Raw genomic sequence first — 24,880 nt, 5'->3', positions numbered from 1 at the left:
CACCTATGCTTGTTTTTGTTTTCTTTCTTGAACTAATCGGAGGCGTTCCAACCCTTTAACTAAATTTCCAGCCAGCACTCGTGGTTGGTGTTCGTAGTAGGATCCCCAAGTCGATTGCGCGTCAGGGACTTTATTAGGATCCGCGTGCGCTAAGACGTGTGGTTCTAAACCAAGGCGAGTCATCATGGCGTGAAGAGGGTCAGTAGCGGTGAAAATGCACCACTCAAAACCGAGATCGACAAGCATTTGGGCAATAAGGTAAAAATGCAGGGCAGACATACCCTTAGCAAACGAGGCAAGGTGGCCAAACTCGACCAGATTGGAACGTTTTACATTACATTGAAAAGTGGTTGAGACAAGGTTCTGAGCCTCGTCTTCCAGGTATTGTTCAAGGAACAAAGGTTCTTGCTCGGCGATACGAAACCCGCACACAGAAATAATGTTGTCGTTTTCGATAAGCGTTAAGTACGCAGGCATGAACAATTTAAGTTCTGCAAAGAATGCTTCTTGATAACGCAGAGAAACATGCTCAATCACTTTATGCCAAAGTGGGTGAGTAGGATTTACGATGTCTAAAGTAAAACCTTGTATAGAAGTCTGTGCATGTTTTTTCATTGGCGCTTCCATTTTATTGTTTAGTCATCAACAAAATAAAATGCGAAACTTAAGAAACTCTTAAGGAATGAAATTTAGATGATTATTTAACACAAGAACTTTTTTCTCACCGTATAGGCTGGTGGAGCTTTGGTCAGATTGGGGAAGGGAAGACAAAAAATAAGAGCCAATTGTGATAGGTTATATACAGTAACTCTCGGGGTGTATTGTATATTGCGTATAGAGGCAACTGAGAGTCTTACGATTCCTACTTTTCCACCAGTAAGACAGTAAGCAGGCTACTCACTTTTGCTTGCTACCGCTACTCGTACCAACTCAGCTAGGCTTGATTTAATGCAGTGATTCAGCTCGGCACAGCGCTCAGACGACAGTGCTTCAGTTGTCCCTTGTTGTGCAAGGTCTTCCAAGCTCCTTAACTGACGGGCTAATTTGCTGGCTCCAAGTGATTCTGCGTCTCCCGCCAGACGGTGCGCTTGCTCTCCGACATCATAATGATCGCCACGCTGCATTGCCTGCTCAATGCGCGGCAGGATTTTTTCACAGCTGTTTTGGAAGGTCTTGATTAGGTTATTGACCCTGGCCGCTCCCAAAATAGCGCAGTGGGACTGAAATACGACAGGATCAATTAGTTCATGTTTTGTTGGATTTGCTGCACTCTGTATCATTTGCGGTAAGCGGATGGCCTGTCCCATCAGCGCATATAGGCGTCCAAGTTTAAGTGGTTTGGGCTCAATGGCGGTCATACCAGCCGCGTGATACTCCTGAATCAGGCTCGGCTGAACATTGGCAGTCAGAGCGATAATTGGTGTGTCACGGTTCAGGTCGAGTTGTGAAATGCTTCGCGCTACATCTAATCCGCTGACATCCGGCAAATGAACATCCATCAGGATGACATCAAACCGATGAGCCGCAGCGGCCTGCAGAGCCCGATGGCCATTTTTCGCGAGCTTAACTTTGTGCCCGTCCTGAGTCAGTAGAGCGATAGTAACTTCTTGATTAATAGGTGTATCTTCAACAAGGAGGATGTCCAATGTGGGTAAATCAGGGACGGTAGTACTGCCAATAATGTCTGTAGCTGGGTTGGTTTCAACCTGTGTGAACAACGGGATCTCAAACCAAAAAGTGCTGCCCTTATTTGGCTCACTGGTGACACCTATCTCGCCGCCAAGGCTGTGTACCAGCTTCTGAGTAATCGCCAGACCAAGCCCTGTGCCGCCAAAGCGACGGGTAATACTGTCATCGGCCTGACTGAAACGTTCAAAGATGCGCTTGAGATCGCCGGCCGCAATACCGATACCAGAATCACTGACTGAAAAACGGACCCATTGTTTATCTGGTCCGGTTCGGAGTCGGGTCAGCGTAATATGGACAAAACCCTGCTGGGTAAATTTGACGGCATTGGCGATCATATTGCCCAGCATCTGACGCAGCGCACCTGAGGGACCCTGGCAGATATCCATTAACTGTTCATCAACGTCGTATTGTAAACTCAGCCCTTTTTCCAGCGCGCCAGCAGAAAAAAGATGGCAGCTGGTTTTGACCAGCTCGTGCAGAGAGAACACTTGCTGTTCGGGTACATAAGCGCCTTCTTCCAGTCGGGCGTAATCCAGCAGGCCGTTCAGGATTTCCAGCAACGCATCACCGGACTGATAAATGGTATTGAGGCGCTCTTTTTGCTCTGCTGAGAGTTCGGTGCGAGCCAGCAGTTGCACCATCCCCAGTATTCCGTTCAACGGAGTACGGATCTCATGACTCATAGTGGCGAGAAACTTGGTTTTCGCCTGACTGGCTGCTTCAGCGCTCTCTTTCGCTTCCAGTAGATTCTGGGTCCGGCGCTCGACCTGCTCCTGTAATTGATCCCGGCTGTATCTCAGCTCCTGTTGCTCTGACTCCCGCCTCTCGATATCGCGCAAAATAGCCTGACGCATATCGTTGATGGCATCTGCGACCTGATCCAGCTCATTACTGTAGCGCTCGTCAGGTTGCTTTTGTAAGGTCAGGGGGTGTTGCAGATGGGCTTTACTAACCTGCCGGGTAAACTGCGCCATGCGCTCCAGATGACGGGTGATATTAAAGTGGACGATGGTAAACAGTACTACCCCAGTGACAAGGATCATCAGCGATTGAACAATAAAGATCCAAAGCGCAGACTCTATCAGACGCGTGTGAATCGCGTCGATATCATGATAGATAGTTAAATTGCCTAGTTGACGTGATTCCCCCTGTAACGTGAGATACACAATCGGAAATGTGTCGGATACGGGCGACTTATCGGTCAGTTCGCCAAACTGCTGTACTTCTGGCCAATCGGTGCTGTTGAGTGTTACCGCCTGGAGATCGGGAAAGTTCATAATACCCTGCAACTGCAGATTGACCTGCTCTTTGTCGAGGTTCCACAGACTTTTGGCAATACCATCCAGTTGAGACGAAGCTATCAAAGTGAGGCGATTTTGCAGATTGCGTTGCTCTCGGCTGTAATCGGATATGACCTGCAGTACAGTCGTGATTACAATCAGTATTACACCACACAGCAGAAAACGTTTCAGTACCTGATAGACCAGCGGATGTTCGGTGTGGTAACCGCGTGCTTTACCAAACCAGGAAACGTAAGAAATGTTACTCATGAGAGTCTCCTAGTCCGGCAGATTCCCGGTATTGTTTGGCATACTCAGCCATCAGTTCACCGATATCGGTCTGTGTGGTAATTTGTTGTAGCGCTTGGTCAAGCTCAGCGCGAAGGCTTGCGAGAGATGATTTTTTTGAAATGGCAATGTACCAGTAGTCGGTGGTCAGTGGACGTTTAAGCGGCACAATGACATCCTGATAACCAAGCCGCTCGTTCTGTAATTGGCCGCCGTAGCGTCCCAGCGGCATCATATCGATGCGCTCGCGTATCAATTTAGCGAAGTTCTGTTCCCCAGTAGAAACATATTCAACCTGCATATGAGATTCTATCCATTGATCCATTTCATCACCGTATGAGTCGCCAAGAATCACCCCCAGGACTTTTCCTTCCAGATCAGTTTTGCTTTCGAAGTTCTGTGGGCGGTGAATGTTGTAAAACAGAACGATGGGCTCTTTGACTATCGGCGTTGAGAGGTAATAGTTGTAACTCTGACGGTCTGCCACTTTATACATGGCAGTTGCGACATCGACATTACCGAGTTCCATCTCTTTTAAACAGCGTTGCCAATTAAAATCTTGCTCAAACGATAATGTCAGGTCGAATTGGCTGAACAAGCGTTGCAGTAAATGAGCACCAACGCCTTTGACCTGATGGTTCTCGACCCAGGAGATGGGCGGATAGATCGGCAGTCCACAAGCTTTATAGGTACGGCTATGGTCTAGGTTGGCGGCTAGAGTATACGGAGCCAGAAGCAGGCAGAGAAGAGCGACAAAATATTGCATGGCGGAGCGCTCTATTCAGGAGAATAGAGATATCCGACCCCATGCACTGTGATGAGCCATCTGGGATTACAGCGATCGTCCTGCAGTTTACGCCGGATGCGACCAATCAGTACATCAATGGTGCGATCAGTGGCATTCCATGAGCGGTTACGTAACCTTTCCATCAACTCATCCCTTGACAGCGAGCGTCCCGGGTTGGTAACCAAGGCATTGAGTAACTGAAATTCTGCTTCGGTCAGTTGCACTGGTTCGTCTGTATCGGATTGTTTCAGCCAGCGACGATGAATATCCATTTTCCACGGCCCAATTTCAATCAGTCCTCCAGGCTCTTTATCCTGGTTACGTTCCAACGTTTTGAGTAATTTTACCCTACGGATCAGGTTTTTTGAGCGAGCGAGAATTTCGCGTGGATTAAAGGGCTTGGTGACGTACTCATCGGCTCCACATTCCAAGCCAATTATGCGGTCAATCTGATCCTGGCGGCCGGTGACCAGAATAATGCCAATTTCAGAGCCAGCACGCAGTTCCCTAGTTAAGGTAAGACCGTCTTTACCAGGCAGTCGGATATCCAGTAACACCATATCAATATCGTGCTCTGCCAGAAGCTCTTCGCCTTGTTCGGCAGTTTCTGCTGAGTAAACAATAAAGCCTTCTTCTTCGAAATAGCTGACTAGCGTTTCTCTGGTGACGTCGGAGTCATCAATTACCATTATCTGAGCTTGTACGTTTAACACAGGGGTCATAATTAGAATCCTTTCTATTGCGGCACTATGTCTAGCAAGGGCCGTTCCCTAATATGCCAACTGTAAATATTAAATGAGTAAGTAGGCAAGGCTGATAGTTATTAGAGATGAAGCAGTCTACATTTTAATCCCGTATGTTTACATCTTTTCACATATGATTAGTGTAATTTTACAAAGTATTACTGCACATTGATATTAATAAACAGAGCTTTAAATACTAGTTAGGTCGATTGCATTGTGGTGAGTGTTATGAAACGAACATTCTACAAAAGTGCAACATTTGCACTAAATGAGTGCTGCAGAAAGCTGTGGTTTGGTCCTACTGTTTTGAAACCCAGTAATTACGGGCGACGGCTAGCTGCAAGGGAGTGAAGCTTTTTGCATTAGTTTTGTGCTATAGACGGAACTTGTCATTTAACCAATGATTAACGATTAGATTAAAGATCTGCTTTTATGTTTGTGATTAGTGTTTTTGTTTGATTTGGTGGTAATGAGCTGTATTTACAACTTAATTACAAGCTGTTACTCGCCGTTTGCGACTTAAAGATCGAATAAGGCTACAAATTAAGATACCAATTCAACGGAATTGGTATCCGCATAATTTTCTGCTCTGCGCAAGGAGGCAACATGTCTAAACAAGAGCAAATTGAACGTCCGGGACTGTTTCTGGCGATATTGCCTATCGCGATTACCATCGGTCTGCTGGGTATTCAGCTATTTTATTTCGGTGATTTCACCCCTCATACGCCACTGGCAATCGGTATTGTGTGTACCTGTGTGATTGCCTGGTTCAGAGGCTATCGCTGGAATCATATGGAGCAGGGATTGTTCCACGTGATTAAAGTAGCAACCTCTGCCATTTTGATTATGTTGATCATCGGCATGATTATCGGTATCTGGATTGCCAGTGGTACGGTACCAATGATGATCTATTACGGCTTCCAGGTACTGACTCCGCAAACCTTCCTGGCGGCAGCAATGATCCTGTGTGCGGTCATTTCTGTTTCACTGGGTACCTCCTGGACCACGACTGCAACCGTTGGTCTGGCCTTGATGGGCGTCGGTGAAGGATTCGGAATTCCGATGTACTGGACTGCGGGTGCTGTCGTCTCTGGAGCATTCTTCGGTGATAAGATGTCACCGCTGTCTGATACCACCAACCTAGCTCCAGCGGTGACCGGCACCAACCTTTTTGCCCATATTCGTAATATGCTACCAACCACTTTCCCTGCGATGTGTATAGCGCTGGTGGTGTACCTATTTGTCGGTTTCAACATCATTGATGCGCAGCAAGTAGATATCGCAAAAATTGACGCACTGAGCACAGCACTTCTCGACCACTTTGAATTTAACTGGTTGGTTCTAACCCCCGCGATTGTGGTGCTTGGTCTGGCTCTGATGAAGATGCCGGCGATCCCAAGTCTGATGGCCAGTGTGCTGTTCAGTATGGGTATTGCTGTTGTGGTGCAGGATGTGACTATTCATGATGCACTGATTTACCTGCAAAGTGGATTTAGTGTCGATACTGGTAATGCGACCGCTGATGCACTGCTTAACCGTGGTGGTATTCAGTCAATGTCGTGGATTTTGACTCTGGTTCTGATTGCACTGGCTCTGGGTGGTGTGCTGGAACAAACTCGCTGCCTGGAAACTATTGTATTGTCTATCATGAGCAGGGTGAGAAGTATTTTTGGCCTGCAACTGGCCTCTACCATGACCGCAGCGGGCACCAACCTAGTCGCAGGTGACCCGTATCTGTCGATTGCACTGCCAGGCCGTATGTTCAGTCAGGCTTACCGTGGGATGGGTTACTCAACTTTGTGTCTGTCACGCTCTGTAGAAGAAGGCGGTACACTGATTTCTCCGCTTATCCCATGGAATGCTGGCGGCGCTTTCGTAATTCACGCTCTGGGGCTGGGCATTGCAACCGGTCAGACGGAAAACCTGCTTTATATTGTTTGCGCCGTCGCGTGCTGGGCATCTCCACTAATTGGTATTATTTATGCGGCGTTCGGTAAATTCTGTCCGAAAGCTACAGAAGAAGAGAAACGTCAGTGGGTGGAAAATAATGAACTTATTCTTGAGCCAGTGAATGACGATCGTCCGGTGGGTAAACCTGCCGTTCAATACTGATTAGAGAGTAAAATCAAATAGCTTTCAGCCGCAGCAGTCGCTGTGGCTTTTTTTAGCCTCGCTTTAAAGACGACAAATGAGTGTGCAGCTACTAGGCTGCTCCTCTTTGTATGTCTTTATTTGCAACTTGTTTAAAGATACCTCAAAAACCTTGGTGGTGACACAAAGGTTAGCCCCGGCTGGTTACAGTACTTAAACAGATTTTCTCTGAACATAGCATAATCTTATTTTGGCTAGCTCAGATCTGCCCCGAGTCGATGCCCATAGCTATCCATGGCTATCATATTTTACCCAATTATTCTAATGCGTGGGCTGACCTTATTATCTTCACTTCGCGTTCGATCTTTTACTGAAGAGGAGTGAATTAAAAAGGGCTGACAATGTTAGTCAACCCCCTTCGATACCTGCTTTATAGTAATTGAACCTGATAAATGGGGTTAGAGAGCCCATTCATGTATCCATCAGCCTTTTTTCCCTTTTTTAGCAACAGTAATAATGGCTTGATAGGGCCCACTATTACATACGCGGCTGTCATCCGGATCTATCACAATGGCATAGGTGCCATTGGTTAAAGCACTCAAATCAGCATTGTAAATATATTGCTGCTCATCAGAGTCGTATCTCATTATATTTTTAGTATCAGCAGATGAAACAGAGGTAGCTGGCTCAAAATCTTCACCAAGACCAGTACCTTCTGACCATTTATAAATCCAAACAGTAGGCTCAGCTTCTGTAACTGGATTCAAATTAGCATCAACAATTTTGACTTTTACTGGGATGACACGACCATTGCCAAAAATACTATTCCCAGCGGGATTGATCGGTGGTTGGAAGCCTACAAAATTGTAGTAAATGCCTATAATCCCGCTATCATCACTAGGGTTAAAATTACCATCGCCCGCATAGGCAACAAATAAGTTATGATCTCCAGCTTCTAGACTATTGATATTGTGAGACAGATAAGCATAGCCATTATCTCCAGTCGATTCTGAACCGACATAAATACCGTCAATAGAATAGTTTAAAGTTGCTGCCAGAATAGGATTGCTACTTTCAGTTTCTGCTAAATGAGCTTTTAAATTAGCCTCACCTGTTTGATACGGAAAACACTGAGTGTCCGGTACTGTTAAAGTGGTACCAATAGCACTTATGTCTTGCTCGATGACAGTAAAATTGACGAACGTACTTTGATTTAACAGCCCACCACTTCCGGTTTTGTCTGTATCAGCGTTAACTTTAATTTGTATTGCACTTTCCGTATTTGGAACATCGAATGAAATATCTAAAAAGCATGTGGAATTTTTGTCTATCAACTCACATGCGTCAGGTGAAACATTAATAGGGCTAACAATTACACCGTTAGATGTTTCAGCACTAAATGCCGCAGTCTTAGAGTATTGGGTTGGACTACCATTACCTTCGTCTATTGACCATTTTAGTGTTAATTTAATATTTGAAGTACCAACAAATGTATTTTTAAACGTCACATTTCGGTGTTGTGGTGCACCACTATCATCCAACCAATTGCTAATAGTTTCTTCCACACCATTGATCGTTAAGCTGGTAACTCCATCAAAGTAAACTGTATCCTTTGCAAACGCTGATGTAGCAAGCAAAATAGCCACACCCCCCATTACTATATTTACACCACGCTTAAAAATTAAATCCATTAACATTTTTATGTTCCCCAAAATTGGCAATCCTGCCTGTTGGTTAATTAAGTGAGGCAGCATTACGCATCTTCGGAATTAATCCACGCTCGGCCTCAAGCGCAATATTTGGTTTAGTGATGGTTAAATGTTGATGATTAATCCATTCTAAATAACAACCTAAAATGATAAGAAGTTGATGCAACATTGCTCTTCTTCTCTGGCAAACAGGCACAAACACTGGTCCCATTAAGAATGAGAAACCAATCGCTATTTCGCCCAAAATTAGAATAGAAATCACATGTTACCGCTTCAAATTAGCAGGTAGGACTTCGTTGTCATTAATTAGTACTTTAATGCTTTAATAGTAGTTAGTTAGAATTATTTTTCTTAAAAAACATAAAGATAAATGATTAGTCTATTTACTCAAAATCGTGACAAAAATCACCTCATTGCATATTGGTTAAACGAACAATTGCAACTATACAAAAATGATATTGGGCGCTGACCCCATTGGGGAATCACAAAAATTCAGAGTTCTTGCACAGCCGGGCTGACGTATTTTTGCCCCATTCCAATTTTAAGCAATAGTGTCTTTGATGTTTCGTGGCTACATTTTTCCCTACTTTTTCTTATATTAAAAAATGCATTTTGCTATTAGGTTTTAAATCAATATCTGCGACATTAATGAGTACAGGTGTTGGTATAGGGGAGACTTACGATCTGTAACACGCACATTAGCAGCCCAGATTATGTTGTAATCGATAAACTCTGTGCCTGAAACTTGAACAAATTCGTTACCTAATACCTTGCTAGGTAAGACATTCGCAACTTTTCGATTTGCCATTAGTTTTAGAGCAAAGGAAGCCGTGTCGGCCTGATGTGAATAGTTGAGATCGATTCCTTGTGACTGTAAATGTTCTATATATTGAAATTTTTGCTCGTTCCATCCAATGGCTCTTTGTTTAATAAAAGGCCACTTTTTTACTTCATCCCAATCATACTTACCATGTTTAATGGCAGACGCGATAACGAATCTGTCATCGCATATTTTTTGCTGATAGATGCCTGATGATCGCTCTGGATGAAGTAGGTGTACACCAAAATTGATTTGCCCTCGCACAATCTTATTTTCAGTCTCATCTCCCCAAGAATGGAGAGTCACTGATGCTATAGGAAATTTCTGTAACAGCATTTCGTACAAGGTGATGCCAAACTTCTCCATAACTAAATCTGGCAACGCAATGTTAATGGCGTCCTCATATGTTGAAGGATCAAAGTGTGTGGTAGTGACGGCTTCTTCTAAATCACTAAGAGCCACTTTTATTTTGGGAATAATAGAACGAGCATAACTGGTCGGTTCAAGCTTACCAGACATCCTAATAAACAGTTCGTCATTAAGTTGCTCTCGAAGGCGGGTCAACTGCTTACTAACCGCACTTTCTGTTAAACCTAAGGTAAGCCCCGCTTTTTTTAGGTTTTGCTTTTCCGCAAGCACTAGCAACGTTTTTAATAGATTGAAGTCGAGGTCAAAGCGCATTGATGGCTCCTAATTTCGAGTTAAATTGAAAAATATTCAAGATTGAATTTTCTCACATTCCGGAAATTCCTAATAATATAGCAACAATTAGTTTATAGGCTCTAATTTTTAACTATATTCAATAGGTTGATTAGGTGCATTGTTCATATTCTCGGAGAAGAAAATGATTGGTAAAAAACCACTTGTCTCGTTGCTAGTCGCTTCAGCGATGTTAAGCCCTTTTGCTACTCAGCTCGCTTTTGCTAAGCCTATCCCCGATAAGCTAGCTCAAGACGCTTTTATTTATGCTTATTCTATCGATGAAGCTTACAAATTTTTCTACGAAACTGCTGTCGAAACCGATACACCGCTAAATCGTTTTCAGAATATTCGTCATATTGCTGACGACTCATACACTGCCCATGTAACCATAAACAATGACACTTTACATTTAATGGGGTGGTTAGATGTAGCCGCAGAGCCAGTTGTGGTAAGTGTTCCTGATATGGATGAAGGTCGCTATTGGATTCTACACACGATGGATATGGGCCACTACACAACATCTATGATTGGCTCTCGTTTAAGAGGGAATAAAGGTGGCAGCTTTATGTTTGCAGCCCGCTCATGGACAGGGGATGTGCCTGCAAGTGTTGATGAAGTTATTTATGTCGATTCAAATATCATTAAGTTGATGGGGCGAATCATGGCAGTGGGCAAAGAGGATGAAAAAGTTGCCCTAAATTATATGGATGATTGGAACATTAGAACGTTATCGGCGTACCTTGGTGTTTCTGGACCTAAAGAAAAAGTCAGAACCTATCCGAAATATGACGAAACGAACTGGTTACAACGAGTTAATTACGTTCTATGTGACGGTGACATGGGTATTGCTGATAAGAAATGGCTCGAGCAATACAAAGACATTGGTTTAGAACCTTGCAAAGAAGACTTTACCAATGAACAGTTAGCTGCAGCCAAAGTGGGTAAAGAGTTAGGGATGAAACACCTTCAAGAACTCGCTCCGAAAATGACTAATGCAGGTAAATTGCTTGGTACTAGAGAGCAGTTGGGAGATGGTGAACGCGATTTGTTTGCTGAAGGTACATACTTGGGACAGTGGGGATTGCCGCCTGATGAATCTGTTTACTTAAAAGCAGAGACAGGGGAAGACGGTAAAAGCATCAATGGCTCCAATGGCAAAAAATATGTTATGCACTTCAAAGCTCCTGATGTGAGCCAGTTCTGGTCGTTCACTGTATATGGGTCTGATAACCGTCTGATGGCTCACAACGAGATTAACCGTCACAGCCGCGGCGACCGCACTCTTAAACCCGATGCGGACGGCATGTATAAGATTGAGCTAAGTTCGACTGGGAAAGAAAGTGATACCAATTGGCTGCCAATTCCAGAAAAAGATGCTTACATTATCTTGCGGATGTATGGACCGAGCAAAGAAATACAGCAGGGTGGATATGCATTTCCTACGTTAAAAGTTAGTAAGTAACTCGCAACGACTTATCGAACAAAGCGCCCAGTTTGGGCGCTTTATTATTATATCTATTGAAAATTAGAAATTTAGCGAAGACTTTGCGATACAAAAAGGAATCCATTATTGCTTTGCTTAGGGGAGAGCGTAACTCGAAAATGTCCAGAAATTTGTCAAGAGGGTGGTCTAAACGCCTGTGGTCTAAACGCCTAACGTACGGTGTGAGCTTCAGGATTAGCTGATTGTTTTACTTGACCATCACTCCCATAAATACTTTTGTGGCTGGGTGATGGTTTCACGCAGTGAGACCATCGCCTTGCTAAGTCTTCGGGGGGGATAAAAAAGCGTACACACCATAATACATAGTATGTACGCTTTCATATTGCACCAGAAGTAAAACTACAAAAGGGCTGTCACTAACCCGGAAGAAAACGTAGTTTTTACTCTATACTGCGTCACGCAATTGGCTCTTAGCTATGTATGCTTCTTGAGGTGTTACTGAAAAATAGCGAGTTTTACGCGGTATTACATGGCTGCCTTTTTCGCTTCTTCCACCCAACCATCGAACATTTCTTGGTGTGCTTTAATCCAGCCGTTGACGTGAGATTCGATGTCTTCTGTACTGTTCTTACCCTGGCTCATCATCATATTTTGTGCACTTACATCATTGATGTTGAGCTTCATGATTTCGAACAATTTGGCTGCTGCTGGGTTATTCTGGGTAAACTCTTTGTTGGCGACGATGCTCATTGAGTTCATCTCGAAACCGTAGTTTTTACCATTCGGAAGTGCCGTGTCGATGTCTTTTCGTTCGCCAGGCAGTGAAGAGAATGGCACTTCTAACCAAACGACATCTTTACCCGGAACTAATACACCACTTACCCAGTATGGAGTCCAAGTGTAGTAAAGAATCGGGTCGCCTTTCTTGTAGCGGGAAATGGTGTCTGCGATAATTGCGGCATAGTTACCTTGGTTGTGAGTGACGGTGTCACGAAGTTTAAAGGCATCAAGCTGGTGCTCAACGACCATTTCACAGCCCCATCCAGGGTTACAACCTGTTAGATCTGCTTTGCCGTCACCATTAGCATCAAACAACTTCGCTAGTTTTGGATCTTTCAATTGGCCAATATTTGTAATGCCATATTTCTCCGCGGTTTTTTTGTCGATCAAGTAACCTTGCGCTGCGCCACTGACATACTGTCCTTCACGGTAGAACTTGTCGTCACCGCCAGACATGGTGTATTTGTCTGCGTGAAGAGGGAACCAACCTACGGCTAAGAACGTTGCATCACCTTTAGCAATCGAAGTGTAGCCAACGTTATAGTCCACTTCTTTGGTTGGTTTGACATCATAGCCAAGCTCTTCCAAAGCACGATTCACAATCAATGTTTGAAACGTCTCTTCTGCAACAGTTGACTGTACTGGTTGAACGGTCACGCCTTCACCGGGTAAATCAGCTGCAATGCCGTACGTAGAAAAAGCAAGGGTACTGAGTGCCCCAACAGAAAGCGTTGTCTTCCATGAACTATTCATTCGTTTTTCTCCTAAGTTTTTGGTCGTCTTGGTTCGTTTTCAGTTTTAATAGGTATGAAACAGGTCCCTTGTGATACCAGCGAAGCTTGGTATTGCCTGCATTTACACCCAATACCTGAGTGATGCGGTCTAGAAGAATCGCGAGAATGACGATACCCAAACCACCAACGGCCGCTAATCCCATATCGAGTCGACCGATACCACGCAATACCATTTGGCCCAAGCCACCAACGGCAATCATGGAAGCTATCACCACCATAGAGAGCGAAAGCATCAGGGTTTGGTTTACACCCGCCATAATCGTTGGGAGTGCCAAAGGTAATTGAATGAGATAAAGCATTTGCTTTTTACTTGCACCAAATGAATGACCCGCTTCGATCAGTTCTTCCGGCACTTGTTGAATACCTAAAATGGTCAAGCGAACTACTGGCGGCAACGCAAAAATGATAGTAACCACAACGCCCGGAACGTTTCCGATACCAAACAACATCACGATGGGAACCAGATAAACAAACGCTGGCGTGGTTTGCATTGCATCTAAGATTGGCCTGACAAATTTTGCGGCAGTATTACTTCGCGCCAGCCATATCCCCATCGGTAGACCTATCAGCAAGCAGAAAAATACCGATGTTAGGACCAGAGCCAGTGTTGTCATCGCTTCTGACCAAGCTCCGATTAGCCCGATAAATACGAGAGAGACAAGTGTCGATAAGCCGAGCTTAAAGTTAGAAAACTGCCATGCGAGTAGAAATAGAATCAGCACCATGATCGGCGCTGGCGTTGAGACCAGTGTGGTTTCAAAGGATGTCAGAATAAAGTCGATTGGAATACGTATAGCCTGAAAAACAGGACGGCCGTGATCCACCAGCCAGTTTAGACCGGTTTCTACCCAATCATCGAGGGGAAGTACAGCTTCCTGAAACGGATTCATGATATCGAAAGGAGCATGTTCAATAGGCTCTGAACTTAGCCAGTCACTATTGGCTGCTGCGTCTGAACCCTGCGACCAGGGATCATCCTGAGTAGGAGAGGGTTGTGTCCATGGATCATTATTTGCTGGTTCTGATGACATCGTCTTACTCCTTATCCAGTGTTTGCAAAAGACGCGATTTGGTCACGACACCAAAGTAAGTACCGTTATCATCGACTACGGGTACGGCGTATGGTGCATCAGCAACCACACCCAAAATGTCATTAATTGACTGATTTGGTTGAAGTGTAATTTCGCCTCGCAATTGCGCACTCGCCAAGGAGCGATTCTCTTTGTGAGCTAAACGTAATGAATCGATCGAAACAATACCGGAATAATGGCTGGACCTATCTATAACGATGCCGTATTCACGGTCTTGTTCTATCAGAATCTGAAGTGCTGAACCCGGACCGTCATTGTCTGATTTTTTAAATACCGCAGCTGGTTTTTTGCGAGCGATATCTTTAACCGTCAAAACACTTGCTATGTTTACGCCTCGGAAGAAGGCTTCAACATAATCATTGGCAGGGTTGTGGAGGATTTCATCTGGCGTACCTACTTGGACGACTTCACCGTTTTGCATAATTGCAATTCGGTCACCGATGCGCATCGCTTCGTCTAGATCGTGAGAAATGAAAACGATGGTTCGTTTGTCGTCATTTTGCAGTCGAATTAGCTCGTCCTGCATTTCAGTTCTAATTAACGGGTCAAGTGCTGAAAAAGCTTCATCCATCAACAGAATATCAGGGTCACAAGCGAGAGCTCTTGCTAAGCCAACACGCTGTTTCATACCTCCTGACAGTTCGTCGGGGAAGGACTCTGCATAGGTATCTAATCCTACTCGCTCTAGTGCAGAAAGGGCGCTGACTCGTCTTTTTTCGGCGCTGACACCAGCAAGTTCAAGGCCAAAAGCCGCATTTTCAACCACCGTCATATGCGGCATAAGTGCGAAACTTTGGAAAACCATCGAGATATTATTACGACGAACTTCTCTTAGTTCATCTTCAGAGATTTGAGCAATGTCTTTGCCTTTGAGGAAGACACTCCCCTTAGTTGGCTCAATGAGTCGATTGAGGAGTCGAACAAGAGTCGATTTACCTGATCCTGAAAGCCCCATTATGACGAAGATTTCGCCTTCATTAATTGAGAGAGAAACGTCGTTTACCCCGACAGTTAACCCGGTTTGTTCAAAAATGTCGTCTTTATTGACACCTTTGTTGATGAGTGAGAAAGCACGTTCCGGCTCTTCTCCAAACACTTTATAAAGTCCCTTTACTTCTAGTATGGGATCCATGTTAATCGTCCTTGTTATGTGCCTAATATTTCGTACTCTAATTAAAATTCAGGGAAAGTTCAATGAACGAGATCATGCCTACGGGCTATAGCCATCGATGTTGAAGGCGTGTGCCAGATAGGGGTTTTTATTATTTAAACTAATAAAAACAATAAGATATAGTTTGTTTGTAGTAATTGATGAGATTAAAAGTAACGTGAAGTTAAATTTTTAAGATTGTATTACGCTTTTATTTGGCTGGCGTAGATGAAGCTTCGTATCATTTAGAACTTTTTAACGATAGTTAATGATTAGACTTCGAAGAGTGTGATTTTTGCTCAATGAATGAAAATAATTTGCAATAATTTAGACATCAAACTATTTATTTGTGTTATTGAAGTTGTAATTAATGTGATATTGGTCACATTTATATGGTTATTTTGGCTAATAATTTGATTTTTGGTGGCGATGGATGCGCATAATAAAAAGGAATTTTATTTAGACATCAAAGGATATGTATTTTCACATGATCACGTCAGCACCTTGGGTCCTCTATCCTGAAATTGAAGAGGGAACAAGAAAAAAATGGATTTTTCGTGAACCTAAAATTTCTGATGGAGACGACATTTACAGCTTAATCGCAGACTGTCCTCCACTAGATATGAACTCTTCTTATTGCAACTTCTTACAATCAACACATTTCAGTAAGACCAGTATTTTGGTTGAGTACAACGGCGAAATTGCTGGTTTCATCTCGGGTTATCAGAAACCTGAAGAGCAGGACGTGCTATTTGTTTGGCAAGTTGCAGTCTCACCTCGTTTCAGAGGTAATGGTCTGGCGTTACGCATGCTGAAGGAACTTCTTTTAAGAGAGGATCTGACTAACGTCAACTTGGTAGAAACTACCATCACAGAAGACAACAAAGCCTCATGGGCGCTGTTCAAAAAGTTAGATGCGATGAACGGCAATTCTGGCCAGGTAAGCACATTTTTGGACGAAAAAGCTCATTTTAAAGGCAAGCACGATACAGAGTATTTGTATCGTATCCCCCTAAAATAATCCCCTAAAAATAGGAATTTAAAACGGTCTCATCATGGATATTTTCAAAAAGCAGGAATCCAATGTACGCTCATATTCAAACAATTTTCCAGTCGTATTTCGCAAAGCGAAAGGCTGCTGGCTGGAAACAGAACAAGGTGGACGTTACTTAGACTTTCTTGCTGGAGCGGGATCTCTAAATTACGGCCACAATAACCCAGTACTTAAGCAAGCGTTACTTGAATACATTGAAATGGACGGCATTACTCATGGCCTGGATATGCATTCAGAAGCGAAAGCTGCATTTCTTCAAGCACTGGATCACTACATTCTTAAACCAAGAAAGCTGGACTACAAAGTTCAGTTCACCGGACCGACTGGTACCAACGCAGTAGAAGCCGCGTTGAAACTCGCTAAAAAAGTAACGGGCCGAAGCAGCGTAGTTGCTTTCACTAATGGCTTCCACGGTTGTACAGCTGGTGCATTGGCTGCAACAGGTAATCAACATCACAGGCAGGGCAATGGTTCGAGCTTACACAATGTCACGCGTCTTCCGTTTGAAGGTTACGCAGGCGTTGATGGCTTGGCTCTGTTTGAAACGATGCTCAACGACAATTCAGCTGGTATGGACAAACCTGCCGCTGTATTGCTGGAAACCGTGCAGGGTGAAGGTGGCTTGAATGTCGCTTCAAACCAATGGTTACAGCGTTTGAGCAAAATTTGTAAAGCCAATGATATTCTTATGATTGTTGATGACATTCAGGCGGGTTGTGGACGTACGGGTACGTTCTTTAGCTTTGAGCCTGCAGGCATTCAGCCAGATATCGTCACTTTATCTAAATCTATTGGCGGCTACGGCTTGCCGATGGCGGTTGTACTACTTAAACCTGAGTTTGACCAATGGAAGCCGGGTGAACATAACGGTACGTTCCGCGGTAACAACCATGCCTTCATTACAGCCACTAAAGCGCTGGAAATCTATTGGGCCACTGATGATTTTCAAACGCACATTAAACAATGTTCAGAAAACGTCAGCGAAGTCATTGACCGCTGTGTACGTCGATTCCCGCAGATGTTCGTGCAGAAAAAAGGTCGCGGCATGATGATCGGAATCGAGTGTATTAACGGCGAGCTCTCTTCTGAAATCACAAAAGTGTGTTTCGATAACGGCATGATCATCGAGACTGCTGGCCCAGACGATGAAGTGGTTAAGTTTTTCTGTCCACTGACTATCAGTGAGTCAGAGTTAGAGCAGGGACTGAACATTTTTGAAAATGCAGTAGAAACCATCGCTGCAAAGCACTTCAAACAAGCATCTTAATAAGGGAAATTAATAATGATCGTTAGAACACTCGAAGAGTGTCGCAATAGTGAGCGACGTGTCGTAGCAGATACTTGGGAAAGTGTCCGTATGTTGTTGAAAGATGACAAGATGGGCTTTTCTTTCCATATCACGACTATTTACGAAGGCACGGAAACGCATATCCACTATCAAAATCACTTGGAATCTGTTTTTTGTATGAGCGGAGAGGGTGAAATCGAAGTCGTTGGTGGTGAAACTTACCCGATTAAACCAGGAACATTGTACATTCTGGACAAAAACGACGAGCACTACCTGAGAGCATATAAAAATAAAGAAATGGTAATGGCGTGCGTATTCAATCCACCTATCACAGGTGCTGAAGTACACGATGAAAACGGCGTGTACCCTCTTGTTGACTAATAAAAAGTTACTGTGAGGTGGTTTCCACCTCACATTTCAATTTTGTCTTCTTTCTTCTTTTAAAATTACCAATCAAGAAAGGCTTATCATGACTTTTACCGTAGAAAAAATCGGCGGTACTTCAATGACAGCGTTTGATGCTGTTCTCGACAACATTATTCTTCGTCCCAAGACACCGTACAATCGCATTTTCGTTGTATCGGCTTACGGTGGTATGACCGATGCGCTATTAGAATGTAAAAAAACCAGTAAAGCGGGTGTATACCAACTGCTCGCCAAACGCGATGATCAATGGGAAGAAGCACTGGCATACGTAGAAAACCGTATGCTACTGACCAATGAAAATATTTTCGCTGATCCGATGAATCGCATGCGAGCAGACAAGTTTATTCGATCCCGTATCTCAGAAGCGAAAAACTGTATCGCTAATATTCTCGAAACTTGCCAATACGGTCAGTTTTCACTGCGTCACTACCTACCTCAAATTCGCGAGTTTCTGTCTTCAATTGGCGAGGCACACAGTGCGTATAACACCGCATTGAAACTGAAAAACATGGGTATTAACGCTAAGTTTGTCGACTTGTCCGGTTGGGACACAAAAGAGCCGAAAAGTTTAGATGAATCCATTGGTGATGCTTTTGCCAATATAGACGTCTCTAAAGAATTACCTATTGTTACTGGTTATGCGTATTGCAAAGAAGGGCTTATGCATACCTATGACCGCGGCTACAGTGAGATGACGTTCAGTCGAGTTGCATCGATCACAAAAGCCAGCCTTGCGATCATCCACAAAGAATACCACCTAAGCTCCGCAGACCCGCGTGTTGTAGGGCCGGAAAAAGTATTGCCAATTGGCAGCACCAACTACGATGTAGCTGATCAGCTGGCGAACTTAGGAATGGAAGCAATCCACCCTAATGCAGCGGCAGGACTACGTGAAAGTGGCATCGAACTGCAGATTAAGAACACGTTTGAACCGGAACATGAAGGTACTTCAATTTCGTCTGATTATCGTCCAGACGGAGATAAAGTAGAGATCATCGCAGGCAAGCAGAAAGTATTTGCGTTACACCTGTTTGATCAAGCCATGGTTGGCAAAGTAGACAACGTGAGTTACGAGTTGATGGAAATCATATCTGATGCCCACGTGACATTGGTTGGTAAAGAGATGAACGCCAACTCTATTACTTACTACCTGGGTGGTAATGCAGACAGCTTGAATCAAGTTCTGTATAAGGCAGAAAAGCGTTATCCGCATGCGTCGATTAAAGGTCGTATGGTAGCGTTGATTTCAGCCATTGGTTCTCAGATTGACACCAATAAAACCTTGGCGAAAGGCGTAGTGTCTTTAATGAACAGTGGGGTGACTCCGGTTGCTCTTCACTCATCATTGCGCAATGTTAATGTTCAATTTGTTGTAAGCGATACAGAGTATCAACGAGCAATTTGTGCTCTGCACGACGAATTTTTTGAGCCATTAGAAAACTCTGACGCAATAGTCGATGTTGCTTAGCATTTAATTTTCGCTATTCGCAATAGATCGGTTACAAGAGGAGCCTTCTTATTGGCTCCTTTGTTTTTATGTAAAGACTTCAAATTAAATCGATACCTAACTTTTCTCTTAATAAAAAGAGTCGCTATACTAGCGCAATTACTTTGAATCTCGCGTTCGTGTGACATGAAAAATAGCCTTAGCATTCGTGCTTATACAAAGAGACTGCAGAGTCACATTCACGATGACTACCATCAACTGGTACTGCCAATTCAAGGCAATATCTCTATTGAAATGCCTCATTTTGTCGGTAAGGTCACCGTTGGAGAATGTGCTGTCATTCCTGCAGGGACGAAACATGGATTCAAAGCGGACGAAGTAGCAAGATTTATTGTCGCGGATTTATGCAATTTACCTAGTCACTTTACAGATGCAGATTTAACTTCGTTTTCAGTTACACCACCTTTACTCAGTTATCTTCACTTCATAGAGAAGCAGTTAGAGCATCAAGTGGATAGTGGTCTTGAGAGTTCAATATTAAGTGTCTTTATGATGCTGCTTGAACAGCAAACTCAGGTGGCACCAGTTGATCCGCGTATGCGCGCGGTACAGACCTTTATCTCTGAAAATTTAGAAACGCCGTTATCCATTGCTGAGCTTTCTAAGATCGCTTGTTTAAGTCCCACCCAGTTTAAAAAGCGATTTAAAGAAAGTGTTGGTATCAGTACATTGCAGTACATTACGGAGTTAAGGATGGAAAAGGCCAAAGCGCTTTTAACTCATACTGATTTACCTGTTCAGTTGATCGCAGAACGGGTTGGCTATAGTGATGTTTCTGCATTCAGCCGTCGTTTCTCACTTCACTTTGGATTATCACCACGCGAGTTTGCTCGGCAATAAAGTCTAACTAAGCAATTATTGCGTCCTTTTAGCAAAGTTACTATTTTGATTTCCAATAAAATGCTTCTTTATAAAGTCGTCATAAAGAGAAGTGCTTAAGTTATGTCTATTGCAATCAAATCGGTCAGTCAGTATCAGAGTGGGGCGTTTTCAATCTTATTTGCCTCTATTCTATGGGGCACTACGGGAACTGCTGCGAGTTTTTCTGAGCAAGTAAGTCCCCTTGCGATAGGTGCATTCGCAATGGGCATTGGAGGCGTTATTCAGGCACTACTTTCTCTGAAGGCTATTACAAACAGTGCGTCTCAAATTTGGGTGTTTAAACTGCCGTTAATGGTAAGTAGTGTTGCTTTAGCTGCCTATCCACTTGCGTTTTACACCTCTATGAAGTTGTCAGGTGTGGCTATCGGTACGGTCATTTCTATCGCCAGTGCCCCATTTTTTACCGTTTTTATTGAGCGTCTTTTCGGCAAAGGTATGAGAGTAAACACACAGTGGTGGATTAGTTTCGCTTTAGGAGTTGTTGGCATCGTACTTTTGGTCTTAGAGAGAGGAAGCAACTCAACATCTGCCAGTGACTCCAGCTATTTACTTGGCATCATGCTGGGACTGCTAGCTGGCTTGTCTTATGCCTCTTATTCATGGGTAGCGAAGTCTATGATTGATGCTGGTGTGAAATCTCAGGCAGCGTTAGGCAGTATATTTGCTGGTGGCGCATTGTTATTGCTTCCCAGCTTATGGTTTACGGGTGACAACTTGTTTGCTGGTGCAACTAACTCGATGGTGGCGGTTTATATGGCCGTGGTTCCGATGTGCATCGCTTATCTCGCTTTTGGATACGGGTTACGGCATGTTGAGGTGAGCAGTGCTACATTGCTCACTTTATTCGAGCCCGTAGTAGCAGCAGTGTTGGCGGTTTGGATAGTCGGAGAACGAATTCCAGCTTTAGGATGGCTAGGGATTGGTTTGATCGGCGTGTGTTTGATTCTGCAAACGGTGAATACGAACAACGATAAAGCAAAAGGGGCAAATTAATGCCCCTTGTTCTCGATGATGTTGTTGAATCAGCGATCTAAAATCAGGCCAGACGTTCTGTTACGACAGGTTTTGCATGACGTTTTGCCATCCAATACGCAACAGCTCCCCACAACGCAGTTAGCAACCAAAGTGCCGTCCAGTACTTCGCAATTTGTTGCCACGTTGCTCCCATCTGGTTTAAAGCTAGAAAGCCTTTGATTGCCCACGTACTCGGGCTTAAATCAGCAATCCAAAGTAGTGGGGCCGGAATAGATTCTACTGGCCAAATGAATCCAGCAAGGAAGATAAGTGGCATCGAACTTAACAGTACGACTAACGTGACCAGTTCTCTTCTCGGCAGAAGATAACCAAGCCAGAAACCCAAGCCACAACAGCTCAAGAGAAATGGCAAGAGTAATGTGAGAAGCTCAGCCGATTGAGCAATGTGATTGACACTCAAACGTTCAAAGCTTGCCCCAAAATAATATGCGCTAAGCAGGTAATATATCGCGACGAAAACCAGTGTTCGGACGATTAGCAATGAAGAGGTCGAAACTTTTGACCAATAACCCCGACCATGGCGTTGTGTCCCCGTTTGTAAGCCTACAGCCATGATCAATGTTTGCTGCAAAATGAGCACAAAGACGGCGGGTACCACGTATTCGATATAACCCATCGTTGGGTTAAAGGTCGGTTTCATGTTGAGCTTTAAGGCTGAGTAATTGTGACTCGCCATACTAAGAGGTACGCCTTCTATCAACAACTTACTGACTTTTACTTGTGCGCCTAACGTTCCACCCGCTTGCGCCAATCCTTCTACGACGGTGCCATAAACCAAAAAATAAGACGCGTCGGCAGCATAGGCTAACGTAGGGCTTTTACCTAACATCAGATCTTTATAGAAGTGCTCAGGAATCACTAAAAAACCAGTGATATCGTGGTTCAAAAACGACTGTTTTGCCTCTTCAATGGTATGCAGTCTGGAAACAATTTTTACTTGCGGTGTGGCGTCGACCATACGCTCTAATGTCAGACTGGTTTGGCTGCCATCCAGATTGACGATTGCAATCGGCTGCTCTCTTGGCGTTTGCTGGCTATAGGGTAGTGGGTACAGGAATGAATAAAATACCACACCACCGAAGACGGTTAGCGTTACGACAGGGTTCGTAAAAACAGTGCGAATCTCCGCTTTAATCAGTTGCCAGAGTGTCATGAGGTCTCCCTGTTTTGATGATGGAACGCAGTGATACGGTGTTTGCGAATCAGCGCTGCAGTAAGGAGCAAAGGTAGGACGTAACCAATCATTGTCCATAACGAACTTATCGATTGAATAGCTGCTGTACCATAACTCGCTTGGGCGACTTGTACTTCAATATAGTGGCTGACAGGTAATAGTGAACGCCAGGTCGTAGCGAGTGTGCTCATGTCTGTTACAGGAAAAGTTATCCCCATAAAAGCAAAACTAGGCGCGGTAAACGCTCCGGCGAAACTCATCGCACGAGCTGGATCCATAGACAAGAAGAAAAACAGTGCACCCATGATAATGCAAGCGATGATAGTGAGCCATTGAGCGATTAAGATAACAAGTACGCTGCCTTCCATTGGCCAATCTAACAGAACGTAAAACCAGTAGAGAAATATTGCACCCTGCGTCATAAACACAGGTATATACTTGCATAAAATGGAGGCGACTCGTAAGTAAGGTTTTTCGCCTAAAAACTCAAATCCATTTTTGCAGCCATAAATACGAAAGTGCGCAGCGAGAATCAAAATGGTGCTCACCACGATACATATCTGCCAGATAGCAGGCACGATGGCAGTAACCAGAAACTGAGCGTAGTTCGTATTGCGGTTAAACAGTGCGGTTATCTGTGTTGAAACGGGTACCGCTTGACCGACAGCCGCTAGTGCAGTTGTATCGCCCTTGGCAAGATTACCCATGACTTGCAACTGCGCATCAAAATAGCCTTGAGCTTGTGCAACGGCAGAATTAATCAACTTCGCGACCAGAATATATTGGCTGTTGAAAAATACAGATAGCTGCGGTTGACGGTGCTGAAGGATATCCTGATCAAATTTTACAGGAATCACCGCATACGCATAAATCTCACCGTCAATCATGGCATTTTTTGCCTCGGTGACATTTGTGTAATAGTAATCCACTGACGAAGTCGAAGAGGCGTCCAGAGACTGAATCAACTTACGTGAAAGATGAGAGTGCTGTAAGTCCACGACACCAATAGGCAGGTCGCGAGCAATGCCAGCAGAGAATACACCCCAAATAGTGACAGCAAGCAAAATGGGCACCCAAGTGAGGCAAGATAACAACCACTTATCGCGCCGTAATATATGCCGCTGTGAAATCTGAATCGTCATAACTTTAACCAATTAGGTGTACTCAGAGTTCAACCACAACACTCATGCCCATGCGAAGTTCCGGCTCTGGTCGCGTTGGTCGTGCTTCAACTTCAAATGTGCGCAGATCAAACCCTTTCGCTGCGTCTGTCGAGCGCCATGTTGCGAAGTCACCCATTACAGCAACGTGCATGACTTTAAACTCAACCTTTTTATCCAAAGCAGGTAAGTAGGCATTGAATGTGGTGCCTTTAGTGAAGTGCTTAAGAAGATCTTCCCGGACATTAAGTGTTGCCCATGCATCTTGCGTATCAATGACAGTGACGACAGGAAAGCCTTGCGGTGCCAGTTCACCACTTTGCAGCAGTACCTGAGAAACTTCACCGTTAAACCAACTATGGATTTGCGTATCTTTTGCGTAGGCTTCTACCTCTGCTACAGCGCCAGAGGCCATGCGTGCTTTTTCAGCCGCAGCCACTTTGGTTTCGCTACGCGCGCCTTCCTTCGCCATTTCATACATTTGGTAAGCCGCACTTTCCGTGTATTTTGCAGCTTGCCATTGCGTTAATGCCTCATCTCGCTTTTGCTCCGCGACAACACCATCTTTGTAAAGGTTGTTAACCCGGTTAAAGGTTTTTTGCATTAAATCTGCTGCAGCTTTAGCTTTTAACCACTGATCTTTTGACGCTTGGATCTGTTGTTCACGCGCACCTTTTTCGGCTTCTTGTGCGAGTGCATCTGCGGCTTTTTCACCGGCCTTAGCTTGCTCTAATTTGGCTTCGATCTCTGGGCTGTGAAGCGTGAAAATGAGCTGACCTTTTTCAATCTCATCACCTTTACGCACCATTACTTCATCAATGCGACCAGGTACTTTTGACGAAATGCTATACTGCTGTGCTTCGATCAAACCTTGAAGGCGGATAGGCTCTGGCTGATAGGCTTGATAAAACTGGTAACCAACCCAAGAAGCAACACCCAAAGCGCAAAGTGATAGTAAAACGGGTTTCAATGATTTTGCAGCCATG

Annotated in this window: 21 protein-coding genes; 8 read left to right on the top strand and 13 right to left on the bottom strand. The window is 44.1% G+C overall.

The window, feature by feature from the left end; genetic code table 11:
* Nucleotides 1-3: 3 nt before the first annotated feature.
* The 4 genes from ACWYU8_RS00275 to ACWYU8_RS00260 form a co-directional block, all read right to left on the bottom strand.
* Nucleotides 4-615: a thermostable hemolysin gene (locus tag ACWYU8_RS00275; protein ID WP_457516127.1), complete on the bottom strand. Its 612-nt coding sequence runs from the start codon at nucleotides 613-615 to the stop codon at nucleotides 4-6.
* Nucleotides 616-893: 278 nt separating this feature from the next.
* The gene (locus tag ACWYU8_RS00270) at nucleotides 894-3,239 is read right to left on the bottom strand and encodes an ATP-binding protein (protein ID WP_457516125.1); all 2,346 of its coding nucleotides are present in this window, start codon (nucleotides 3,237-3,239) and stop codon (nucleotides 894-896) included.
* Entirely contained in the window at nucleotides 3,232-4,023 is a 792-nt protein-coding gene (locus ACWYU8_RS00265) for a substrate-binding periplasmic protein (protein ID WP_457516123.1), read from the bottom strand. The genes ACWYU8_RS00270 and ACWYU8_RS00265 overlap by 8 nt, the downstream gene beginning before the upstream one ends.
* Nucleotides 4,024-4,034: 11 nt before the next feature.
* Nucleotides 4,035-4,766, bottom strand: a complete 732-nt coding sequence (locus ACWYU8_RS00260; RefSeq protein ID WP_457516121.1) for a response regulator — start codon at nucleotides 4,764-4,766, stop codon at nucleotides 4,035-4,037.
* Nucleotides 4,767-5,393: 627 nt separating this feature from the next.
* Between ACWYU8_RS00260 and nhaC the strand changes: the two genes are divergently transcribed.
* Entirely contained in the window at nucleotides 5,394-6,899 is a 1,506-nt protein-coding gene (gene nhaC, locus ACWYU8_RS00255; protein ID WP_457516119.1) for a Na+/H+ antiporter NhaC, read from the top strand.
* A gap of 461 nt (nucleotides 6,900-7,360) precedes the next feature.
* On the opposite strand, the gene ACWYU8_RS00250 is transcribed toward nhaC, so the two are convergent.
* The 3 genes from ACWYU8_RS00250 to ACWYU8_RS00240 form a co-directional block, all read right to left on the bottom strand.
* Nucleotides 7,361-8,575 carry a hypothetical protein gene (locus tag ACWYU8_RS00250; RefSeq protein WP_457516117.1) on the bottom strand — a complete coding sequence of 405 codons (1,215 nt, stop codon included), beginning with the start codon at nucleotides 8,573-8,575 and terminating at the stop codon, nucleotides 7,361-7,363.
* A gap of 37 nt (nucleotides 8,576-8,612) precedes the next feature.
* Nucleotides 8,613-8,756: a hypothetical protein gene (locus ACWYU8_RS00245; protein ID WP_457516115.1), complete on the bottom strand. Its 144-nt coding sequence runs from the start codon at nucleotides 8,754-8,756 to the stop codon at nucleotides 8,613-8,615.
* A 456-nt stretch (nucleotides 8,757-9,212) separates the two neighbouring features.
* Nucleotides 9,213-10,088, bottom strand: coding sequence for a LysR family transcriptional regulator (locus ACWYU8_RS00240; protein ID WP_457516113.1), 876 nt, complete (start codon nucleotides 10,086-10,088; stop codon nucleotides 9,213-9,215).
* Between the two features lie 163 nt (nucleotides 10,089-10,251).
* Between ACWYU8_RS00240 and ACWYU8_RS00235 the strand changes: the two genes are divergently transcribed.
* On the top strand, nucleotides 10,252-11,571 hold the full coding sequence (locus ACWYU8_RS00235; protein ID WP_457516111.1) for a DUF1254 domain-containing protein: 1,320 nt from the start codon (nucleotides 10,252-10,254) through the stop codon (nucleotides 11,569-11,571).
* Nucleotides 11,572-12,078: 507 nt separating this feature from the next.
* On the opposite strand, the gene proX is transcribed toward ACWYU8_RS00235, so the two are convergent.
* The 3 genes from proX to proV are packed head-to-tail and all read right to left on the bottom strand — an operon-like array spanning nucleotide 12,079 to nucleotide 15,350.
* The gene (gene proX / locus ACWYU8_RS00230; protein WP_457516109.1) at nucleotides 12,079-13,086 is read right to left on the bottom strand and encodes a glycine betaine/L-proline ABC transporter substrate-binding protein ProX; all 1,008 of its coding nucleotides are present in this window, start codon (nucleotides 13,084-13,086) and stop codon (nucleotides 12,079-12,081) included.
* Entirely contained in the window at nucleotides 13,079-14,158 is a 1,080-nt protein-coding gene (gene proW, locus ACWYU8_RS00225) for a glycine betaine/L-proline ABC transporter permease ProW (protein WP_457516108.1), read from the bottom strand. The genes proX and proW overlap by 8 nt, the downstream gene beginning before the upstream one ends.
* A 4-nt stretch (nucleotides 14,159-14,162) precedes the next feature.
* Nucleotides 14,163-15,350, bottom strand: coding sequence for a glycine betaine/L-proline ABC transporter ATP-binding protein ProV (proV, locus tag ACWYU8_RS00220; RefSeq protein WP_457516106.1), 1,188 nt, complete (start codon nucleotides 15,348-15,350; stop codon nucleotides 14,163-14,165).
* Nucleotides 15,351-15,855: 505 nt separating this feature from the next.
* Here proV and ectA point away from each other — a divergent pair.
* From ectA to ACWYU8_RS00190, 6 genes are all read left to right on the top strand, one after another.
* Nucleotides 15,856-16,389: a diaminobutyrate acetyltransferase gene (gene ectA, locus ACWYU8_RS00215; RefSeq protein WP_457516104.1), complete on the top strand. Its 534-nt coding sequence runs from the start codon at nucleotides 15,856-15,858 to the stop codon at nucleotides 16,387-16,389.
* A gap of 34 nt (nucleotides 16,390-16,423) precedes the next feature.
* Entirely contained in the window at nucleotides 16,424-17,689 is a 1,266-nt protein-coding gene (gene ectB / locus ACWYU8_RS00210; RefSeq protein WP_457516102.1) for a diaminobutyrate--2-oxoglutarate transaminase, read from the top strand.
* A 15-nt stretch (nucleotides 17,690-17,704) separates the two neighbouring features.
* The gene (locus tag ACWYU8_RS00205; RefSeq protein ID WP_457516100.1) at nucleotides 17,705-18,091 is read left to right on the top strand and encodes an ectoine synthase; all 387 of its coding nucleotides are present in this window, start codon (nucleotides 17,705-17,707) and stop codon (nucleotides 18,089-18,091) included.
* Between the two features lie 88 nt (nucleotides 18,092-18,179).
* A complete protein-coding gene (locus ACWYU8_RS00200) occupies nucleotides 18,180-19,604 on the top strand; it encodes an aspartate kinase (RefSeq protein WP_457516099.1) in 1,425 nt (474 codons plus the stop codon).
* Between the two features lie 165 nt (nucleotides 19,605-19,769).
* Nucleotides 19,770-20,483, top strand: a complete 714-nt coding sequence (locus ACWYU8_RS00195; protein WP_457516097.1) for a helix-turn-helix domain-containing protein — start codon at nucleotides 19,770-19,772, stop codon at nucleotides 20,481-20,483.
* A 102-nt stretch (nucleotides 20,484-20,585) separates the two neighbouring features.
* Nucleotides 20,586-21,518 (top strand): DMT family transporter, encoded by a 933-nt coding sequence (locus tag ACWYU8_RS00190; protein WP_457516096.1) that lies wholly within the window; start codon nucleotides 20,586-20,588, stop codon nucleotides 21,516-21,518.
* A gap of 43 nt (nucleotides 21,519-21,561) precedes the next feature.
* Here ACWYU8_RS00190 and ACWYU8_RS00185 read toward each other — a convergent pair whose 3' ends face one another.
* Genes ACWYU8_RS00185 through ACWYU8_RS00175 form a run of 3 tightly spaced genes read right to left on the bottom strand, consistent with a single transcriptional unit; the run spans nucleotide 21,562 to nucleotide 24,879 of the window.
* The gene (locus ACWYU8_RS00185) at nucleotides 21,562-22,713 is read right to left on the bottom strand and encodes an ABC transporter permease (protein WP_457516094.1); all 1,152 of its coding nucleotides are present in this window, start codon (nucleotides 22,711-22,713) and stop codon (nucleotides 21,562-21,564) included.
* On the bottom strand, nucleotides 22,710-23,876 hold the full coding sequence (locus ACWYU8_RS00180) for an ABC transporter permease (RefSeq protein WP_457516092.1): 1,167 nt from the start codon (nucleotides 23,874-23,876) through the stop codon (nucleotides 22,710-22,712). Before ACWYU8_RS00180 ends, ACWYU8_RS00185 begins: the two co-directional genes overlap by 4 nt.
* A gap of 22 nt (nucleotides 23,877-23,898) precedes the next feature.
* Complete coding sequence (locus ACWYU8_RS00175) at nucleotides 23,899-24,879, bottom strand: HlyD family secretion protein (RefSeq protein ID WP_457516091.1); 981 nt, start codon at nucleotides 24,877-24,879, stop codon at nucleotides 23,899-23,901.
* Nucleotide 24,880: the final 1 nt, after the last annotated feature.

The organism is Vibrio limimangrovi (genome assembly GCF_054064025.1).
Note: the sequence above shows the minus strand (reverse complement) of the source record. Positions and strands in the feature narration are given on the sequence as shown.

Bases quoted from the DNA above. Each gene is read 5' to 3' on its own strand.
- ACWYU8_RS00275 (WP_457516127.1), bottom strand. From the start codon at position 615: ATGAAAAAACATGCACAGACTTCTATACAAGGTTTTACTTTAGACATC.
- ACWYU8_RS00270 (WP_457516125.1), bottom strand. From the start codon at position 3,239: ATGAGTAACATTTCTTACGTTTCCTGGTTTGGTAAAGCACGCGGTTAC.
- ACWYU8_RS00265 (WP_457516123.1), bottom strand. From the start codon at position 4,023: ATGCAATATTTTGTCGCTCTTCTCTGCCTGCTTCTGGCTCCGTATACT.
- ACWYU8_RS00260 (WP_457516121.1), bottom strand. From the start codon at position 4,766: ATGACCCCTGTGTTAAACGTACAAGCTCAGATAATGGTAATTGATGAC.
- nhaC (WP_457516119.1), top strand. From the start codon at position 5,394: ATGTCTAAACAAGAGCAAATTGAACGTCCGGGACTGTTTCTGGCGATA.
- ACWYU8_RS00250 (WP_457516117.1), bottom strand. From the start codon at position 8,575: ATGTTAATGGATTTAATTTTTAAGCGTGGTGTAAATATAGTAATGGGG.
- ACWYU8_RS00245 (WP_457516115.1), bottom strand. From the start codon at position 8,756: ATGTTGCATCAACTTCTTATCATTTTAGGTTGTTATTTAGAATGGATT.
- ACWYU8_RS00240 (WP_457516113.1), bottom strand. From the start codon at position 10,088: ATGCGCTTTGACCTCGACTTCAATCTATTAAAAACGTTGCTAGTGCTT.
- ACWYU8_RS00235 (WP_457516111.1), top strand. From the start codon at position 10,252: ATGATTGGTAAAAAACCACTTGTCTCGTTGCTAGTCGCTTCAGCGATG.
- proX (WP_457516109.1), bottom strand. From the start codon at position 13,086: ATGAATAGTTCATGGAAGACAACGCTTTCTGTTGGGGCACTCAGTACC.
- proW (WP_457516108.1), bottom strand. From the start codon at position 14,158: ATGTCATCAGAACCAGCAAATAATGATCCATGGACACAACCCTCTCCT.
- proV (WP_457516106.1), bottom strand. From the start codon at position 15,350: ATGGATCCCATACTAGAAGTAAAGGGACTTTATAAAGTGTTTGGAGAA.
- ectA (WP_457516104.1), top strand. From the start codon at position 15,856: ATGATCACGTCAGCACCTTGGGTCCTCTATCCTGAAATTGAAGAGGGA.
- ectB (WP_457516102.1), top strand. From the start codon at position 16,424: ATGGATATTTTCAAAAAGCAGGAATCCAATGTACGCTCATATTCAAAC.
- ACWYU8_RS00205 (WP_457516100.1), top strand. From the start codon at position 17,705: ATGATCGTTAGAACACTCGAAGAGTGTCGCAATAGTGAGCGACGTGTC.
- ACWYU8_RS00200 (WP_457516099.1), top strand. From the start codon at position 18,180: ATGACTTTTACCGTAGAAAAAATCGGCGGTACTTCAATGACAGCGTTT.
- ACWYU8_RS00195 (WP_457516097.1), top strand. From the start codon at position 19,770: ATGAAAAATAGCCTTAGCATTCGTGCTTATACAAAGAGACTGCAGAGT.
- ACWYU8_RS00190 (WP_457516096.1), top strand. From the start codon at position 20,586: ATGTCTATTGCAATCAAATCGGTCAGTCAGTATCAGAGTGGGGCGTTT.
- ACWYU8_RS00185 (WP_457516094.1), bottom strand. From the start codon at position 22,713: ATGACACTCTGGCAACTGATTAAAGCGGAGATTCGCACTGTTTTTACG.
- ACWYU8_RS00180 (WP_457516092.1), bottom strand. From the start codon at position 23,876: ATGACGATTCAGATTTCACAGCGGCATATATTACGGCGCGATAAGTGG.
- ACWYU8_RS00175 (WP_457516091.1), bottom strand. From the start codon at position 24,879: ATGGCTGCAAAATCATTGAAACCCGTTTTACTATCACTTTGCGCTTTG.